Source organism: Corynebacterium doosanense CAU 212 = DSM 45436 (genome assembly GCF_000767055.1).
Classification (GTDB): Bacteria; Actinomycetota; Actinomycetes; order Mycobacteriales; family Mycobacteriaceae; genus Corynebacterium; species Corynebacterium doosanense.
Map to the genome: position 1 here is coordinate 295,300 of NZ_CP006764.1, position 16,054 is coordinate 311,353.

The window sequence follows — 16,054 nt, forward strand, 5'->3', positions numbered from 1 at the left end:
TCAGGCATCCTCCTTGAGGTCGGCTGTGCTTCCGGGTTCGCCGGGGCTTCTCGACGGCGCGGTCACGGCCATCGGGGAATCGGCCGGGTTGATGGAGGAGGGATGGTCCTCGTCGGCCTCGTCTGCCGAGGCCGCGTCCGGGAGCCTCCGCGAGCTGTCGAAGCCCGGCCGGAGATACCCGCCCAGGGCGTTGATGGCCATGGTGAGCATGCCCAGGACCGCGAGGTAGATGCCTCCGTCGAAGATGAGCGAGGTGGTCATGTGCTCGCCGAGGATCTCCCCGTGGATGGCGTAGAGGAATCCGCCCTCGAGAAGACCTAGGAACCCGGAGCTGATGGCGACGATGATGCCGATGCCCGTGAGCCAGACCGGCACCTGCTCGCCCACGACGGGTTCGTCGCGGCCCTTGGACATGTAGGACAGGCCGAACGCGGTGGCCATCACCAGGGCGGCGACGAAGCCGCCACCGGGTGCGGTGTGGCCGCGGAAGAAGATGAGCACGCTGAGCACGGCGAGCACCGGGACGACGAGTACGACAACCCTGCGCAGCGGCAGCGAGTTGAGCTCCGACTGGCCGAACGGTGCCGGGTGCGTTCCCCGGTTGAAGGGGTAACGCGGCATCGAGGACACCAGGGCGGCGAGCACGATCGCACCCATGCCCAGGACGGAGAGCTCGCCGAGAGTATCGAAACCACGGAACTCCACGATGATGAGGGCGACGATATTCTGTCCGCCCGCCTGGTCGTAGGCGTTGTCGAGGTACCACATGGCCAGCTCGGAGCGCTCGCGGCGCCCGAGCAGGGAGTGCACCCCGGCGAAGGCGACCACGCCGGCCAGCACCGCCATCACGGCGGCGAAGACTTTGCGGCCGGCGGGGACGGCGGGGAACTTCTCCGGCTGGTGGCGCAGCACGAGCATGAGCACGATGACGGTGAGCGATTCCACGAGGAACTGCGTCAGCGCCACGTCCGGGGCGCCGAGCAGCAGCATCTGCAGGCTCATGCCCACGCCGACGGTGCCCAGGAGCACCGCGGCCGTGAGCCGGGAGCGGGAGACGACCATGCCGGCGACCGAGAGGGCGACGACGGCCAGGGGCAGCAGGTCCCACGGGTTGTCCAGGCCCGGCGTGCGGGGGGCAGGCGTGATGCCGTCGACACCCGTGGTTCCCAGCAGCGTGACCAGGCCGAGGCTGATGATGAGGACGATCATCGGTAACAGGTGGCGCGAGGGGTTGAGCGTGTAGGCGATCGAGCCGGTGAGCTCGCCGAAGCGCGCCGACTGTTTCTCCAGCCCGGCGAGGGCGCCGTTGCCGTCGAAGGGCAGCAGCGCGCGGGACTCGAACGCCGACCAGATCCGCTTGCGGGCCAGAACGCCCAGCACGCCGAGCACGACGACGGCCAGGGAGATGAGCAGCGGGACAGTGACTCCGTGCCAGAGCGCGAGGTGCGTCTCGTGCACACCCTCTCCCACCGGGCCCGTCACTGCCTCGACGCCCGCGGTGACGGGGGCGTCGAGAAGCGGGAGAGCGAAGGCGAGCGGGAGGGAGAGCAGCCCGGGCAGGGCCGCGGGGAGCCAGAGCCGGACCGGCGCCTCGTGAACGTGGTCGACCTTGCGGGGCCCGTCGACGAACGCGCCGAAGACGATCTTGGCGGAGTAGGTGAAGGTCAGCAGAGCGCCGATGCCCGCGGCAACCAGGAGAACGACGGCGCCGGCGGCGCCGATCGGGGCGTCCTGGAACGCGGTGATCATGGACTCCTTGGACACAAAGCCGAACAGCGGCGGCACGGCCGCCATGGACAGGGCCGCGACGACGGTGGAGCCAAATGTCCACGGCATCTTGCGCCAGATGGGGCCCAGGCGGCGGATGTCGCGGGAGCCGGCCTCGTGGTCGACGACACCGATGAGCATGAACAGGCTCGACTTGAACAGCGCGTGCGCCAGGGTGTGCACCAGGGCGGCGGCCAGGGCGAACTCGGTGCCCACGCCGATGGTGGCTACGATCCAGCCGAGGTGGGAGACCGTTGAGTAGGCGGTGAGGTGTTTGAGGTCGGTCTTCTGGATGGCGAAAATCGCGCTCATGATGGCCGTGGACATGCCCACGACAATGAGCAGCCAGTTCCATACGGCCACGTCGTGGAAGATCGTCGAGAAGCGCATCAGCAGGTAGATGCCGGCCTTGACCACCGCCGCCGCATGCAGGAACGCCGACACGGGGGTGGCGGCCGCCATTGCCTCGGGGAGCCAGAAGTGGAAGGGGAACTGCGCGGCCTTGGTGAAGGCGGAGACGGCGATGAGCACCGCCACCAGCGCGGTCAGGCCGGGGCGCTGCGCCCACACGTCCGAGTGGAGGATGGTCTGCAGGTTGGTTGACCCCGTGGTCACGGCAGCGGTGGCCAGGCCCGCCAGCAGCGTCAGGCCGCCGAAGAAGGTGAGGATCAGCGTGCGCACCGACCCGACCTCTCCCGAGGAACCCGAGCGGGCGATGAGCATGAACGACGCCAGCGAGACAAGCTCCCAGGCGATGAACAGCACTACGACATCATTGGCGAGCACGAGCAGCAGCACGGACAGCGTGAAGGCGGTCATCAGCGTGTAGAAGCTGGTGCTGCCCCCGCGTTTGGGCAGATACGCCGCCGAGTAGATGAACACGATCGCGCCGATGACCAGGGCCAGTAGGGCGAAGAAGATGCCCAGGCCGTCGGCACGCAGGGAGATGAGCACGTCGCGGCCGGGGCCGAGGACGTCGTGGGCCCACACCGCGTCGTAGGCCAGCGGTGTCCCGCCCATCACCCCGTTCATTTCGCGGAGCAGCAGCCCGGCGGCGGCGAGGAGAAGGAGGGCGAGCGGCCAACCCGCGTTCCTCCCCAGGAGGCGGGTGGCGACGGGCGCTACGACCACGGCCAGGGTGGCAAGGAGAACTACAGGCAGCAGTGCCATCAGCACCTCAAATCTGTGAAAGTATCGGCGATCTAAATTACCAGTAAACGTTACACACCGGATCACCCGGAGCGCCTCCTGGGGTTTGAACTGGGAATCATTAGCGTGTCCTGCATGAATCGTGTTCCCGCCCTGCTCGCCGGGCTGATTGTTCTCGTCGCTGTCGCCGCCGCCGTGCTCGGGGCGACGCTTAAGCTCGAACCCGCGGACGCGTGGACCGGTGTGGACGAGCAGGTGACCGGCGCGCCTGCCGCGCAGGCACCCGGCGGTCTCGGCGCGGAGGACCTGGTGGCGGCTCGTCGCGCGGCGGGGCAGGCCGCCAGCCAGTCGGGCCTGCTCACCACCGGCACCTCGGACCTGGTCGCCGGGACGCAGGAGCTTGACGATGGCGCCGGCCAGCTCACCACCGGCATCGACTCGGCGGCGACGGGGGCACAGTCGCTCTCTGGCGGAATGACGCAGCTGCAGGCAGGAGTGGGCCAGCTGGGTCAGGGTGCGACCCGGGTCGCCGACGGTGTCCAAACCGCCACCGAGCCGCTGCTCGGCCTGGGCGCGGTACGTGGCCAGATCGTCGAGCCGATGAACCGGACGATCCTTGCGCTCGAGGGCAACACCGACCCCGAGGTCGTCCGGGCGCGGGCAGAGCTCATCTCCGTGCGGGACCAGGCACAGAACATCCCCCTGGACGAGGGCTCGCTGGCCAAGGTCACGGAGCTTCGCGACGGCGCCCGGGAACTGTCCAACCAGCTCGCCGTGCCCGGCTACGCCTTCCACGACGGGGTATTCACCGCGACCCAGGCGGCCCGGGATCTTTCCGACGGCCTGGCGGAACTCAACGCCGGCGCGGGCACGGCCGACGAGGCGATCGGCTCGCTCCACGAGGGTGCGGAGAAGATCGACAAACTCGCGGTGGACACCGACGCCAAGATCGACGAGATCAACCGGGCCATGCCCGCCCCGGCCTGGGCGGCGACCCCCGCGGACGGGCAGCAGGAGGCGCGCAGCGTGCTGCCCCCGCAGACCGCGCTGCTCATCGCCGCGCTGGCCATGCTCGCCGGGCTGGCCGTCGGCGTGGGCGCCTGGCTGCTGCCGAGCCGCCGCTGGCTCATTCTCGGCGCAGGAACCCTGGGATCCGTGCTCGCCGGGACCGTGGCGCTGCTGGTCCTCGGCGCCGGTCTCGGCGCGGGCGCGGTGGCGGGCTCCGCCGGGCTGCTTGTCCTGGCCACCCTGGCCTCCGCCGCGGCGGCCTACGTCCTGACCTCGCTCGCCGGTCCGTTGTGGGGATCGGTCATCGCCGCGGTCTTCGGGATCGCGCAGCTCGGGCTGGTGGGCTGGGTATGGCGCGTCGCCGCCACCTCCGAGGTCTCCATGTGGCTACGAGTCCTCGCGGACCTGTCCCCGCTGCACTGGGCCACGACCTCGCTGACCGCGCTGGGCAACGCTGGGTCCGTGGCCTCGCTGTGGACCGGGGTGGCGCTGCTGGCCGTGGTGTCCGTCATCGGGGTGGTTGCTCTGGGGAGGGGTCGACGGGGCGTCGAGTAGCGTCATTTTCCATGAGAAAACCCCCGGACCAGTGTGGCCCGGGGGTTTTTCTCTGTGGTCGGGATAACAGGATTCGAACCTGCGACCTCCTCGTCCCGAACGAGGCACGCTACCAAGCTGCGCCATATCCCGGCGAGTACCCTGCGGTACTCGGAATACTATAGGCCAGAGTCGAGTGCCCGGCCAAATCGCTAGCGGGGGCGCTCCGCCACGCTGATCAGCGTCGCCGAGGGGCGGCAGAAGAAGCGGAACGGCACAAACTTCGAGGTCCCCAGGCCGTTGGTGACGTGCATGGCCATGCCGGCGAAGTCATGCAGCCCCTGGACCCGCTCGCGGTCGATGCCGCAGTTGGTGACGATCGCTCTCGACCCCGGCAGACAGAACTGCCCGCCGTGGGTATGACCCGACAGGGAGAGCTGGTAGCCGTCCGCGGCGAACTTCTCCAGGACCCGCGGCTCCGGCGCGTGGAGCAACGCCAGGGAAAGGTCCGCGTCCTCGTTGGGCGGGCCGGCGATCTCCGCGTAGCGGTCGAGGTCGTGGTGCGGGTCGTCCACCCCTGCCGCCGCGAGACGCAGCTGCCCCACCTTGAACTCCAGGCGGGCGTGCGTCGCGTCCTGCCAGCCGCGCTCGATGAAGGCCGCACGCATGTCGCGCCAGGGAAGGTCCACGTAGGACGGGGTGCGACGCTTGCCGACGAGGTAGTTCAGCGGATTCGGAAGCTGCGGCGCCCAGTAGTCGTTGGTGCCGAAGACAAACATTCCGGGGCGATCCAGCAGTGGTTCGAGGGCGGCGATGGTGTCCGGCACCGCGGCGGCGTCGGACAGGTTGTCGCCGGTGTTGACCACCAGATCCGGGGTCAGCGCATCCAGCGCGGACACCCAGGCGATCTTGGTCTTCTGACCCGGGATCATGTGGAGGTCGGAGATGTGCAGGATCCGGAAAGCCTCGGCGCCCTGCAGGGTTCCGGGTTCGAGGATCGGAAGCGTGACCTTCTTTAGCTCGAATCGCCGAAGCTCCGTGTTGCCCCAGGCGAGAAACGCGCCGGCAGCGGCCGCGGCGAGGGCGCTGCCGGTCAGGAGCGGACGGAGGACGACGCGCGAGATGTTCACCCGCGCGATCCTACCCGCGGGGGATCAGAAGCCGAACTGGTTGGCGAGGTCCTGGAAGGCCGAGTCGAGGTCCTCCGCCAGCTGATCCAGGTTGGCCGGGGGCGGCGGCACCGGGGCGGGTGCCGGAGCCGGCGCGCCGGGTGCGGCCGGTGCAACCGGAGCGGCGGACGCGGACGGAGCGGGAGCGGGGACGAAGCCGACGCCGTCGGACAGCAGCAGCTCGACGTCGCGGCCGCCGCCGACCTGGCTCACGCCCACCAGCGTCCCCGCCGGCAGTCCGCTGCCGGGCACGGTCAGGGTGCCCACCACCGTGTAGCCCCGGGCCTGGAGTCGCTGCCGGGCCACCGACTCGCTCGTGCCCCGCAGGTCTCCGAAGAGTGCGTTCGACGTGCCCTGACCGTAGTTTCCGGTACCCCCGGTGGGCAGACCTCCCTGCGCCGCGAACGGGGATCCCTGGGCGGCGAGGAAGTAGGAGCGGGCGGGTTCGAGGCCACCGAAGAGGTTGCCGCCCTGGCACTGACGGACCGGGCCGGTGCACAACGGGGTGGTGGTGGTGCCGTCGTTGAAGATGTAGGGCGCGGCCGCGAACGCGTTGTTGAAGCCCAGGAACGCCGAGGACTGGTTGGATTCGGTGGTACCCGTCTTGGTGGAGGCGACCCCGCCGAAACCGGTGGCCGCGGCCGCGTCGCGGGCGGTGCCGAACTCCACGTCGGCGGTGAGCGCGTCCGCCAGCGCGTTGGCCAGCTCCGGCTCAACGACCTGCTCGCAGGCCGGGCGCTCCAGAGCGATCTCCGCGCCGTCGCGGTTGGTCACCGACACCACCGGGTTGGGCTCGCACCACATGCCCGAGGAGCCGAGGGTGGCACCCACGTTGGACAGCTCGAGCGGGTTCACCGCCGTGGGGCCCAGCGTGTAGGAACCGAGGTTGGCCTCCTTGAAGTAGTCCGCGACCGAGTAGTCCTCGTCGTAGGACTGCGGCTCGGCGTAGGAGCGTAGCCCCAGCTTCACGGACATGTCGACGACCGCGTCCACCCCGACCCGCTCGATGAGCATGACAAACGTGGTGTTGGGGGAGTAGGCTAGGGCCTGCTCGAGCGACATCTGGGGCTGGTACTTGCCGGCGTTCTCCACACAGTAGGTGTTGGCCGGGCAGTTCGCCGCGCCACCGGCACCGAGACCTTGGGCCTCGTAGCGGGTGGGCACGGCCATGACCTCGTCTAGTCCGGCACCCTGCTCGAGAGCCGCTGCCGCGGTGAAAATCTTGAACACCGAACCGGCACCGTTGCCGACCATCGACGTGGGCTGGGGGAGGTAGGTCTCCCCCTGTTCCAGGTCGAGGCCGTAGTTGCGTGACGACGTCATGGCGAGGATGTTGTGGGACTCCTGGCCGGGCTCGACGACGTTGAGCACCTCGGCGACCCCCGGCTGCTGGGGATCGACCATGGCGGTCACGGCGTTGTGCGCCGCGTCCTGCGACTGCGGGTCGAGGGTGGTGTTGATGGTGAGGGAACCGTTGATGAGCTGGTCCTCGGGGACGCCCTTGGCCTCGAGGTAGTTGATCACGTAGTCACAGAAGAAACCCCGGTCGTCGGCGGCGATGCACCCGTTGCTCAGGGTGGCCGGCTCCTCCAGCACGCCCAGCGGTTCGGCGGCCAGGGCATCGGCGGTGGGTTGATCCAGGGCGCCGAAGTCGGCCATGGACTGCAGCACCGTGTTGCGGCGCTCCACCACCCCCTCGTAGTTGGTGTAGGGGTTCAGGTACTCCGAGGACTGCACCATGCCCGCGAGCATGGCGGACTGAGCCACATTGAGCTGCGCGGCGGGGATGCCGAAGTAGGTCTGGGCCGCGGCCTCGATGCCGTAGGCGTGATTGCCGAACGGGACGACGTTGAGGTAGCGCGAGAGGATCTCCTCTTTCGAGAGATCGTCGTCGAGCTGGGTGGCCATCCGCATCTCGCGGAGCTTGCGGGGGACCGACTGTTCCGTCGCCGCGGCCTGCTCCTCCGGCGACGTGGCGGCCACGTGCAGGAGGTAGTTCTTCACATACTGCTGATTGATCGTCGAGGCTCCCTGCTCCACCCCGCCGGCGACGAGGTTGGTCACCAGCGCGCGCGCCGTGCCCTGGATGTCCACGCCCTCATGCTCGTAGAAACGACGGTCCTCGATGGAGACGATCGCGTCCTTCATCGGCTGCGAGATCTGCTCCGGGGCGACCGGGTAACGGCGCTGCGAGTACAGAAACGCCATCGGCTGCCCGGTGGCGTCATTGACCGTGGTCACACCCGGCATGCGCTCGGTGGCCATGTCCTCGAGGTTCGTCTGCATGGTCGCGTTCGTCCTCGTGGCGGCAACCCCCGCGAATCCGGCGACCGGGGCCATGGCCAGGGCGATGAGCAGGCCGGCAGCCACGGTGGCGGCGAGCGCTTTCAGGAGGGGTTGTCGATCATTCACCACCGTTACCTTACGTCCTGCGGTGAACGTACGGAACCACACATTGCCCCCATAACGTGTGACCCGTTCGCGAGGCTGAGGATTATGTGAGAAACTTCATGTGTCTGATTTTCTGGAGTGGAGATCACCGGCCCGCTCGAAGGCGTCGGCAGGCCCGCTGTAGGCCCCTAGGGAGATAGCTGAAGATGAACGCGTTGGTGACAGAAGCAGCAGAAAAGACCAGGGTCACGCCCGAGGAGTACATGCGTGCGTACTGGGTCACCCGAGCCCACTGCCGGGCGGGAGATCCCGATCTCCTGTTCGTGCGTGGCGCCGAACAGCGCGGCGTAGCGGCCTCGGTGTGTGGTCGATGCCCGGTCGCCGACCAGTGCCTCGCCGACGCGCTGGACAACCGCATTGAATTCGGTGTCTGGGGTGGCTTCACCGAACGTCAGCGCCGCGCGCTGCTGCGTGCACACCCCGACGTGACCAGCTGGGCACAGTTCTTCGCTGACGGCGGGGAGATCGCCGGGTTGGGAGAACTTTCCCCGCGGTAGGTGGCGGTAGGGTGGCAACCATGACTTCTTGGGAATATGCCACCGTGCCCCTGCTCAGCCACGCAACCACCCAGATCCTCAACACCTGGGGAGAGGACGGATGGGAGCTCGTGTCCGTCACGCCGGGCCCGAACCCGGAGAACTCCATCGCCTACATGAAGCGACAGGTGCAGTAGATGACCGCCAGCGCACGGCTCGCTGAACTGGGAATCTCCCTGCCCGCGCCCGTGGCACCCCTGGGCTCGTACACCGCCGCGACGGTGGTCGGCGAGCAGGTGTGGACGTCCGGGCAGCTGCCGATGGTGGACGGCGCCCTCCCGCTGACCGGCGCGGTCGGCGCCGACGTCACCCCCGAGCAGGCGCAGAGTCTCGCCCGGACCGCCGCGCTCAACGCCCTCGCCGCCATCGACGGCGCGGTCGGGATCGACAACGTCACCCGCGTGCTCAAGCTCGTGGTCTTCGTCTCCTCAGCCCCGGACTTCTACGGTCAGCCGCAGGTGGCCAACGGCGCCTCCGACTACATGACCGAGATCTTCGGTGACGCCGGAGTGCATGTGCGCTCGGCAGTCGGCGTCGCCGCTCTGCCCGCGAATTCCCCGGTGGAGATCGAAGTGGTCGTAGAGGTCTCAGGATCCCACCCGGAGAAGCTAAGCTGATCCGCATGGAGCACCCTGCCTACAATCAACTCCGTCCGGTCACCGAATCCGTGGGGGTCGTCCTGTGCGGAAACCCCAGCTACGCAGCCCTGGAGGGGACAAATTCCTGGATCGTCCGGGCCCCCGACGACGACGTGTCCATCGTCGTCGACCCGGGCCCCGAGGATGAGGGCCACCTCAACAGCCTGTCCGCGAAGGCGGAGACCGTCGGGCTCATCCTGCTGACGCACCGCCACCACGATCACGCGGACGGCGCCCAGCGACTGCACCAGCTCACCGGCGCACCGGTGCGGGCGTTCGACGAGCAGTACTGCTTCGGCGGGGAGCCACTGAAGGACGGGGAGATCATTACCCTCGACGAGGTCACGCCGCAGATTGAGGTCGTGCACACCCCCGGCCACACCAGCGACTCCGCATCCTTCTTCGTCTACAGCGATATCGCGGGGGAGTCGGAGCTCGAGGGCATCCTCACCGGCGACACCATCGCCGGGCGCCACACGACGATGATCTCCGAGACCGACGGCGACCTCGGCGCCTACCTTGACTCCCTGGCCAACCTGGAGAAGCGCGGTCAGTCCGTCCGCCTGCTGCCCGGGCACGGCGCGGACGGCGAGGACGTCGCGGCCTTCGCCCGGAAGTACATCGCCCGTCGCCACCACCGCCTGGATCAGATCCGTGAGACGAGGCAACGGCTGGGCAAGGACGTCACCGTGACTGAACTCGTGCACGAGATGTACCAGGACGTCGATCCGGTGCTCCGGGACGCGGCGGCGCAGTCCACCCGCGTCGCGCTGCGTTACCTCGACGCCCAGGACGCCTAGCTCGCACCCGGACAGCGCACCAGAAAACGGCCCCTCCGAAGGAGGGGCCGTTTTCTGCGGGGCTAACGGGCGCGCTTGGCCAGGTGCTCGGTGTCGACGATGACCACCGACCTGCCCTCCAGGCGGATCCACCCGCGGTGGGCGAAGGTGGCCAGGGCCTTGTTCACGGTCTCCCGGGAGGCGCCGACGAGCTGGGCGATCTCCTCCTGGGTGAGGTCGTGGTTGACTCGCAGCGAGCTACCCTCCTGGATGCCGAAGCGGTTAGCCAGCTGCAGCAGCGTCTTGGCCACGCGGCCCGGCACGTCGGTGAAGATGAGGTCGGCGAGCGAGGCGTTGGTCCGGCGCAGACGACGGGCCAGCACGCGGAGCAGCTGCTGGGAGATCTCGGGGTGATCCGAGATCCACTTCTTCAGCAGTTCGGAATTCATGGTGGCAGCCTGGACCTCGGTGACACACACGGCGGAGGAGGTGCGCGGACCGGGATCGAAGATGGACAGCTCGCCGAACATGTCGGAGGGTCCCATCACGGTGAGCAGGTTCTCGCGGCCATCACTGGCGTGGCGGGCGAGCTTCACCTTGCCGGAGATGATGATGTAGAGCCGGTCGCCGGGCTCACCCTCGTCGAAGATCGTGGTGCCGCGCGCAAAGTTGGCGGACTCCAGCTCGGTGATGAGGCTGTTGACCGCGCTGGGGTCCACCCCCTGGAAAATTCCGGCCCGGGACAGGATCTCCTGAACGTTCTCCATCTACTGCTCCTCGCTCATCGACGGTGCGATTGCGTGTTAGGTGTGGTCAGCATTGTGACCAGGAAAGTCTAAATATGTGTTGCCGGCCACTCTACAGTGCAATTGGTCACTGCATGTGCATGGAGGGGAAACAAGTCACAAACGGACCTCGCCGTACCAAAAGATATGCCCTAGGGCGCGGAAGCGTCAGGAGTCGGTGTCGGCACGGGTTTCCGCGCCCGGCTCCGGGTGTGCACTGGCGTTCACGGGCACCGGTGGCTGGTGGAGAACGACGGCCTCCAGCCGCTCCATCCACAGAACGAACAGCGCCAGGGCCACCGGCACGATGAGTACGAGGATGACGATCATGGGGCCAATGGTAACCCGGCGACAAACTAGACTGTGCGCATGACTGAGAATCCCCCGTCCGGCGCTTCGCTGACCTGGACGAAACGGCCGAAGGTCGCGGCGCACGTCGCGGCGCGGGGAAAGGAGACACCTATCGGGACCACTCGCAGGGCCCGGCGGATCAACCGGACCCTGGCGGTGGCGTACCCGGACGCTCACGCGGAGCTGGACTTCACCAGCCCGCTCGAGCTTCTTGTGGCCACCGTTCTCTCCGCGCAGACCACCGATGTCCGCGTCAACCAGGTCACCCCGGAGCTCTTCCGCACGTTCCCCGACGCCGGTTCCTACGCTCGGGCGGACCGCGCGGAGATCGAGCGCATCATCCGCCCGACCGGTTTCTTCCGCGCCAAGGCCGGGCACCTCATCGGGCTGGGCGAGGCGTTGGTCTCGCGTTTCGACGGCCGTGTGCCCGAGGCCCTCGATGACCTCGTCAGTCTCCCCGGGGTGGGCAGAAAGACCGCGCACGTGGTTCGTGGCAATGCCTTCGACCTGCCTGGACTGACCGTCGATACGCACTTTCAGCGGCTGGTGAAGCGTCTCAAACTGGTGGCTCCGACCGCGGAACGCGATGCGGTGACGATTGAGCATGCGGTGGCGGAGGTCATCGAGAAAAAGGAGTGGACGATGTTCTCCCACCGGCTGATCTGGCACGGACGCCGGGTGTGCCACGCGAAGAAACCGGCCTGCGGGGTGTGTTTCCTGGCGGCGGACTGCCCGTCCTTCGGGGTCGACGGCCCCGCTGACCCGGTGGAGGCTGCGGCCCTGGTGACCTCGCCGGATCGGGAACATCTGCTCGCCATGGCAGGGTGGGACGAGTGAATCGCCGAACCGTCATCCTCTCGGCCGTCGTGGGGATAGTCCTGACTGCGCTGGTCGTGGCCGGGGTGCTGTCCCTGCTGCGGGGCCCGGAAGTCTCGCCCGAGGCGGCTCCGGAGGACGTGCCCGCCGAGGTCGCTGAAGTCGCCGAGCGGCCCGACTGTCCGGCCGGCGGCGTCGGCGACGTCGAGCTGCCATGCCTCGGGGGCGAAGACGGCACGTCCGGAACCGAGCAGGGCGTGGTCCTCGCCAACGTCTGGGCCTGGTGGTGCGGACCCTGCCGCGACGAGCTTCCGTACCTGGAGGATTACGCCCGGTCGCATCCCGGGGTCTCGGTCGTGGGGGTGCACGCAGACTCCAATGCGGCCAATGGCGCGGCGTTCCTCAATGATGTGGGGGTGGATCTACCGAGCTATCAGGACTCCGACAACTCCTTCGCCGGCACCCTGGGGCTGCCCGGGGTCGTGCCCGTCACCGCACTGTTCGTCGACGGGGAGATGGTGGAGTTCTTCCCGCGGACCTTCGCCTCTGAGGCGGAGATCGCCCGGGCCGTCGACGACGCACTGGCCGGGGTGTCCTGATGCCCGTGATCCTTCCCCCCGGACCCGACCACCCCGGCGACAACGTCGAGCTGCGCCCCGACCAGGCCCCACCGTGGCTGCGCCGGCTCGCCGAGAACTCCGGCTCAGATTCGGAGAGCCGGGCGATCGGCAGGACCGCCAAAGAGGCGGCCGTGCTCGTCCTGCTCAGCGGCGACCCTGCGTCGACGACGCTGGCGGCGGACGCGGGCGTCCTCATCACACACCGCTCACCGACGATGCGCTCGCACGCCGGTCAGATGGCCTTTCCCGGAGGCAGGGTGGATCCGGGCGACATCAACGCGGTGGACTGCGCGCTGCGCGAGGCTTGGGAGGAGACCGGCCTCGACCGCCTGAGTGTCACCCCGCTGGCGCAGTTCGAGTCCGCGCACGTGCGCACCAACAAGAACCCCGTCCACCCCGTGCTGGCGTACTGGGACGAGCCCTCCGAGCTGGTGGCCACCAGTCTGGAGGAGACCGATGACGTCTACGTCGCCCCCATCGCCGAACTGGCCGACCCCGCCAACCGGGTCATGGTCAAGTGGTTCACCTACCGTGGCCCGGCGTTTCGTAGCAACGGCTATCTCATCTGGGGATTCACCGGCGCCATCATCGACGCCGCGCTGCGGGCCGGCGGCTGGGAACAGGAATGGGACCGTCGGTCGACGCGGAGTCTGCGCAGCGAACTGGCGGCGTCGAGGAACCAGGAGTCATAGGGGAGGGCGGGTAGAGTCAGAGCGCATCTCTCGCCTGATCCCCGAAGGACCCCGATTACACCGTGAGCTCCATCAGCCCAGCCCTCATCGTCGACGCGTTACTCGTGCTCATCGCACTGTTCGCCGTGCGCAGCGGGTGGCGTCAGGGGGCGGCGGCCTCGGTACTGTCGGCCGTGGGAATCATCGCCGGGCTCATCATCGGTCTGGCGGTGGCCCCGCTGCTCATGGGCCTGACCACGTCCGTCGTCCTGCGTTTCCTCATCGGGCTCGCCGTGGTGGTGCTGCTCATCGGTATGGGCAACCTCGTCGGCGCCGTGCTGGGTGCGAATCTGCGGGACCGCATGCGCCAACGCCAGTCCCAGACCTTTGATTCCTTCCTCGGCGCGGTGTTCCAGCTGGTCACCGTCATGGTGGTGTGCTGGCTGGTCGCCGTACCGCTGGCCACCGGGCTGGGGAACCAGGCCTCCGACGGCATTCGCGGCTCGACGATCCTCCGGGGCATCGACCGGGTGACCCCGGACGCGCTCAACACCGTCCCGTCGCGGATCTCCGCCATGCTCGACGAGAGCGGACTGCCCCCGTTGGTCTCGCCGTTCGAGTCCACCAACGCCCGCGACGTCCCTGCCCCGAGCGCCACCGTGGCTGACCGGGAGCTCGTGGAGCAGATCCGGCCGTCGATCATCCACGTCATGGGCTCCGCAGAGGAGTGCAGCCGTCGCCTCATGGGTTCCGGGTTTGTCACCGCCGACGACTACGTGGTCACCAACGCGCACGTCGTCGCCGGCACCAACTCGGTGCGGTTGGACACAGCGCTGGGGGTCAAGGAAGCGGAGGTGGTGTACTTCAACCCCGCCGTCGATGTCGCGGTGCTCCACAGCCCCGGGCTCGGCATCGAGCCGCTGGCCTGGGCGGAGGAACCCGCCGAGGCGGGTGCCGACGCCATCGTGTTCGGTTACCCGCAGTCGGGCCCCTTCGAGGCCGCCCCCGCCCGCGTCGCGGACCGCATCACCATCTCCGGCTCGGACATCTACGCGCAGGGCCAGGTCGAACGTGAGGCCTACACGGCCCGCGGAACCATCCGGGAGGGCAACTCCGGTGGTCCGCTGGTCAGCACCGACGGCCGGGTCCTCGGGGTGGTCTTCGGCGCGTCCCGGGACTCCTCCGACATCGGCTTCGCCCTGACCGCCCGCGAGGTCCTCGGGCACATCGGCGACGTCCGTGACCTGACCACGCCGGTGGACACGCAGAGGTGCGTCTAGGCGGCGAGAAACGCCGTGAGCTTATCGACGAACGCTTCCGGCGCCTCCACATGCGGAAGGTTCTTCGCTCCCGCGACGGCCGCCGCCTCCCACCGCACGCCGTCGGCGAGGCGCCTCACCGAACGTTCGTTGACCCCCCGCCACAGCGACTGCGGTGCATGCAGCATGAGCGTCGGCGCAGTGACCTGCGCGTTCAGTTGCCGGAACGGAACGAGGCCGAGGAGAATGCCCGAAGTGTTCATCATCGCCGGGGCAGTGGAGCCGATGCGTGCGGCCAACTGCCGCAGCTCCGACTCCTCGCGGTAACCCGCCGTGCGGTGGTACCCGGCCGTGGTGTTGAGGGAGAGGAAACGGGCCGCCTCCCGGGCGGCGTGGCGCTGGCGTGGACCGCGGAAGGTCAGGTGCCGCGCCAGCAGCCACAGGAACTCCCACGGGCGTTTCCGCACTGATCGACGCAGGTCACCGGGGTGTGCCGAGGCGACCGACACGAGGGCGGCCACCCGGTCCGGGTGGGTCGTGGCCATTGTCCAAGCCACACTGCCGCCGGTGTCGCACCCCACGAGCACGGCCTGCTCGTAACCTAGGGCGGGGATGAGGCCGGCGATGTCGCTGACCAGGGTCCCGACGCCGAAGCTGGAACCCGCCGGAGGTTTATCCGACATGCCGTAACCGCGGAGATCCACGGCCGCGACGCGGTAGCCGGCCCGGGCTAGGGGAGCGATGACGTGGCGGAAATCGAACCAGGCGCCGAAGGCGTCGTGAAGCAGCAGTACCAGCGGTGACCCCGGTTCCCCGGCGACGGCGATGTGCAGGCGTACCCCGCGGGCATGGACAAATTCGTGGCTGAACGGGCCGTCGAGCTTGACCACGTCGGGTGGCGGCGGCATGTCCGTCATGGACGGGGTCCTTTCGTGAAAAAACCGCCCCCCTCGTGATCACGGGGGAGGCGGGGCGACGCTGGTCGTTCTAGGTGTAGAGGGCGCTCTGGTCGCCGGTGACCTTCTTGGTGGCCTGGCCCGGGATGAGCTTGGTGTCCTGCTGCACGGATGCCATGGTGCGCTTGGGTGCCTGGATCTTCTTGAACCGGTTCCAGCCGATCAGCGCGGCCACGGCAGCGATGACGATCATGATGAGGAACACGATGAGGAAGGCCGCCCAGCGGTCGAGCCATTTGGCCAGCAGCTCGGCGAGGAAGAAGAAGAAGAAAAAGGAGCTGTACAGCGCAATGACGCCGGCAACGGCGAACAGCCCGCCGCCGATGGCACCCTTCTTGACCTCGCCGGCGATCTCGGTCTTGGCCAGCTCGATCTCCGAGCGGACGAGGGTGGATACCTGGGCGGACGCGTTGGAGACGAGATCGCCGAGGGAGGCCTGGCCGGGCCTGGTGGAGTCGACGTCGCTCAGCGGAATCGAGTTGACCTGCCCGGAGAACTTCTCCGCGCCTTCGGTGAAAAGTCCGTTGTCGTTCACGGGGGTGCTCACGTGTGTTACCTGCCTCGG

16 protein-coding genes and 1 tRNA gene are annotated in these 16,054 nt (G+C 68.4%); 9 read left to right on the plus strand and 8 right to left on the minus strand.

The genetic code is table 11. From position 1 onward, the window contains the following. Entirely contained in the window at positions 1 to 2,937 is a 2,937-nt protein-coding gene (locus CDOO_RS01510; protein ID WP_020384569.1) for a DUF4040 family protein, read from the minus strand. 114 nt (positions 2,938 to 3,051) lie between these two features. On the opposite strand from CDOO_RS01510, the gene CDOO_RS01515 reads away from it, so the two are divergent. Beyond that, a complete protein-coding gene (locus CDOO_RS01515) occupies positions 3,052 to 4,479 on the plus strand; it encodes a hypothetical protein (RefSeq protein ID WP_018021525.1) in 1,428 nt (475 codons plus the stop codon). 55 nt (positions 4,480 to 4,534) lie between these two features. Here CDOO_RS01515 and CDOO_RS01520 read toward each other — a convergent pair. The 3 genes from CDOO_RS01520 to CDOO_RS01530 form a co-directional block, all read right to left on the minus strand. Then, positions 4,535 to 4,611 (minus strand) — tRNA-Pro (locus CDOO_RS01520). A 59-nt stretch (positions 4,612 to 4,670) separates the two neighbouring features. Beyond that, on the minus strand, positions 4,671 to 5,588 hold the full coding sequence (locus CDOO_RS01525) for a metallophosphoesterase (protein WP_018021524.1): 918 nt from the start codon (positions 5,586 to 5,588) through the stop codon (positions 4,671 to 4,673). A 24-nt stretch (positions 5,589 to 5,612) separates the two neighbouring features. Beyond that, the gene (locus CDOO_RS01530) at positions 5,613 to 8,039 is read right to left on the minus strand and encodes a transglycosylase domain-containing protein (protein ID WP_020384568.1); all 2,427 of its coding nucleotides are present in this window, start codon (positions 8,037 to 8,039) and stop codon (positions 5,613 to 5,615) included. Positions 8,040 to 8,281: 242 nt separating this feature from the next. Here CDOO_RS01530 and CDOO_RS01535 point away from each other — a divergent pair, with 242 nt between their 5' ends. From CDOO_RS01535 to CDOO_RS01545, 4 genes are read left to right on the plus strand one after another with little or no spacing between them, the layout of a single operon-like run. Further along, positions 8,282 to 8,575 carry a WhiB family transcriptional regulator gene (locus CDOO_RS01535; protein ID WP_018021522.1) on the plus strand — a complete coding sequence of 98 codons (294 nt, stop codon included), beginning with the start codon at positions 8,282 to 8,284 and terminating at the stop codon, positions 8,573 to 8,575. 20 nt (positions 8,576 to 8,595) lie between these two features. After that, complete coding sequence (gene sp36 / locus CDOO_RS13820) at positions 8,596 to 8,751, plus strand: Sp36 family protein (protein WP_162138662.1); 156 nt, start codon at positions 8,596 to 8,598, stop codon at positions 8,749 to 8,751. Then, positions 8,752 to 9,231, plus strand: coding sequence for a RidA family protein (locus CDOO_RS01540; RefSeq protein WP_018021520.1), 480 nt, complete (start codon positions 8,752 to 8,754; stop codon positions 9,229 to 9,231). It begins immediately after the preceding gene. A gap of 5 nt (positions 9,232 to 9,236) precedes the next feature. Continuing rightward, positions 9,237 to 10,052, plus strand: coding sequence for an MBL fold metallo-hydrolase (locus tag CDOO_RS01545; protein WP_018021519.1), 816 nt, complete (start codon positions 9,237 to 9,239; stop codon positions 10,050 to 10,052). Positions 10,053 to 10,114: 62 nt separating this feature from the next. On the opposite strand, the gene glxR is transcribed toward CDOO_RS01545, so the two are convergent. Together glxR and CDOO_RS13825 are read right to left on the minus strand one after the other, a co-directional pair. Continuing rightward, a complete protein-coding gene (glxR, locus tag CDOO_RS01550) occupies positions 10,115 to 10,798 on the minus strand; it encodes a CRP-like cAMP-activated global transcriptional regulator GlxR (RefSeq protein ID WP_018021518.1) in 684 nt (227 codons plus the stop codon). Positions 10,799 to 10,984: 186 nt separating this feature from the next. Further along, positions 10,985 to 11,146, minus strand: coding sequence for a hypothetical protein (locus CDOO_RS13825; protein ID WP_018021517.1), 162 nt, complete (start codon positions 11,144 to 11,146; stop codon positions 10,985 to 10,987). Between the two features lie 39 nt (positions 11,147 to 11,185). Between CDOO_RS13825 and nth the strand changes: the two genes are divergently transcribed. From nth to CDOO_RS01570, 4 genes are all read left to right on the plus strand, one after another. Then, positions 11,186 to 12,004 (plus strand): endonuclease III, encoded by an 819-nt coding sequence (gene nth / locus CDOO_RS01555; RefSeq protein WP_018021516.1) that lies wholly within the window; start codon positions 11,186 to 11,188, stop codon positions 12,002 to 12,004. Beyond that, positions 12,001 to 12,582: a TlpA family protein disulfide reductase gene (locus CDOO_RS01560; protein ID WP_018021515.1), complete on the plus strand. Its 582-nt coding sequence runs from the start codon at positions 12,001 to 12,003 to the stop codon at positions 12,580 to 12,582. The genes nth and CDOO_RS01560 overlap by 4 nt, the downstream gene beginning before the upstream one ends. Then, positions 12,582 to 13,295, plus strand: a complete 714-nt coding sequence (locus tag CDOO_RS01565; protein ID WP_018021514.1) for an NUDIX hydrolase — start codon at positions 12,582 to 12,584, stop codon at positions 13,293 to 13,295. The genes CDOO_RS01560 and CDOO_RS01565 overlap by 1 nt, the downstream gene beginning before the upstream one ends. 71 nt (positions 13,296 to 13,366) lie before the next feature. Beyond that, on the plus strand, positions 13,367 to 14,554 hold the full coding sequence (locus CDOO_RS01570) for a MarP family serine protease (protein ID WP_026159297.1): 1,188 nt from the start codon (positions 13,367 to 13,369) through the stop codon (positions 14,552 to 14,554). Here CDOO_RS01570 and CDOO_RS01575 read toward each other — a convergent pair. Both CDOO_RS01575 and CDOO_RS01580 read right to left on the minus strand, forming a co-directional pair. After that, positions 14,551 to 15,450: an alpha/beta fold hydrolase gene (locus CDOO_RS01575; RefSeq protein ID WP_018021512.1), complete on the minus strand. Its 900-nt coding sequence runs from the start codon at positions 15,448 to 15,450 to the stop codon at positions 14,551 to 14,553. The genes CDOO_RS01570 and CDOO_RS01575 overlap by 4 nt on opposite strands. Positions 15,451 to 15,520: 70 nt before the next feature. Next, on the minus strand, positions 15,521 to 16,024 hold the full coding sequence (locus CDOO_RS01580; protein ID WP_026159296.1) for a phage holin family protein: 504 nt from the start codon (positions 16,022 to 16,024) through the stop codon (positions 15,521 to 15,523). Positions 16,025 to 16,054 lie beyond the last annotated feature (30 nt).

Bases quoted from the DNA above. Each gene is read 5' to 3' on its own strand.
- CDOO_RS01545 (WP_018021519.1), top strand. From the start codon at position 9,237: ATGGAGCACCCTGCCTACAATCAACTCCGTCCGGTCACCGAATCCGTG.
- CDOO_RS01510 (WP_020384569.1), bottom strand. From the start codon at position 2,937: ATGGCACTGCTGCCTGTAGTTCTCCTTGCCACCCTGGCCGTGGTCGTA.
- CDOO_RS01565 (WP_018021514.1), top strand. From the start codon at position 12,582: ATGCCCGTGATCCTTCCCCCCGGACCCGACCACCCCGGCGACAACGTC.
- glxR (WP_018021518.1), bottom strand. From the start codon at position 10,798: ATGGAGAACGTTCAGGAGATCCTGTCCCGGGCCGGAATTTTCCAGGGG.
- CDOO_RS01515 (WP_018021525.1), top strand. From the start codon at position 3,052: ATGAATCGTGTTCCCGCCCTGCTCGCCGGGCTGATTGTTCTCGTCGCT.
- CDOO_RS13825 (WP_018021517.1), bottom strand. From the start codon at position 11,146: ATGATCGTCATCCTCGTACTCATCGTGCCGGTGGCCCTGGCGCTGTTC.
- CDOO_RS01575 (WP_018021512.1), bottom strand. From the start codon at position 15,450: ATGACGGACATGCCGCCGCCACCCGACGTGGTCAAGCTCGACGGCCCG.
- sp36 (WP_162138662.1), top strand. From the start codon at position 8,596: ATGACTTCTTGGGAATATGCCACCGTGCCCCTGCTCAGCCACGCAACC.
- CDOO_RS01540 (WP_018021520.1), top strand. From the start codon at position 8,752: ATGACCGCCAGCGCACGGCTCGCTGAACTGGGAATCTCCCTGCCCGCG.
- CDOO_RS01535 (WP_018021522.1), top strand. From the start codon at position 8,282: ATGCGTGCGTACTGGGTCACCCGAGCCCACTGCCGGGCGGGAGATCCC.
- nth (WP_018021516.1), top strand. From the start codon at position 11,186: ATGACTGAGAATCCCCCGTCCGGCGCTTCGCTGACCTGGACGAAACGG.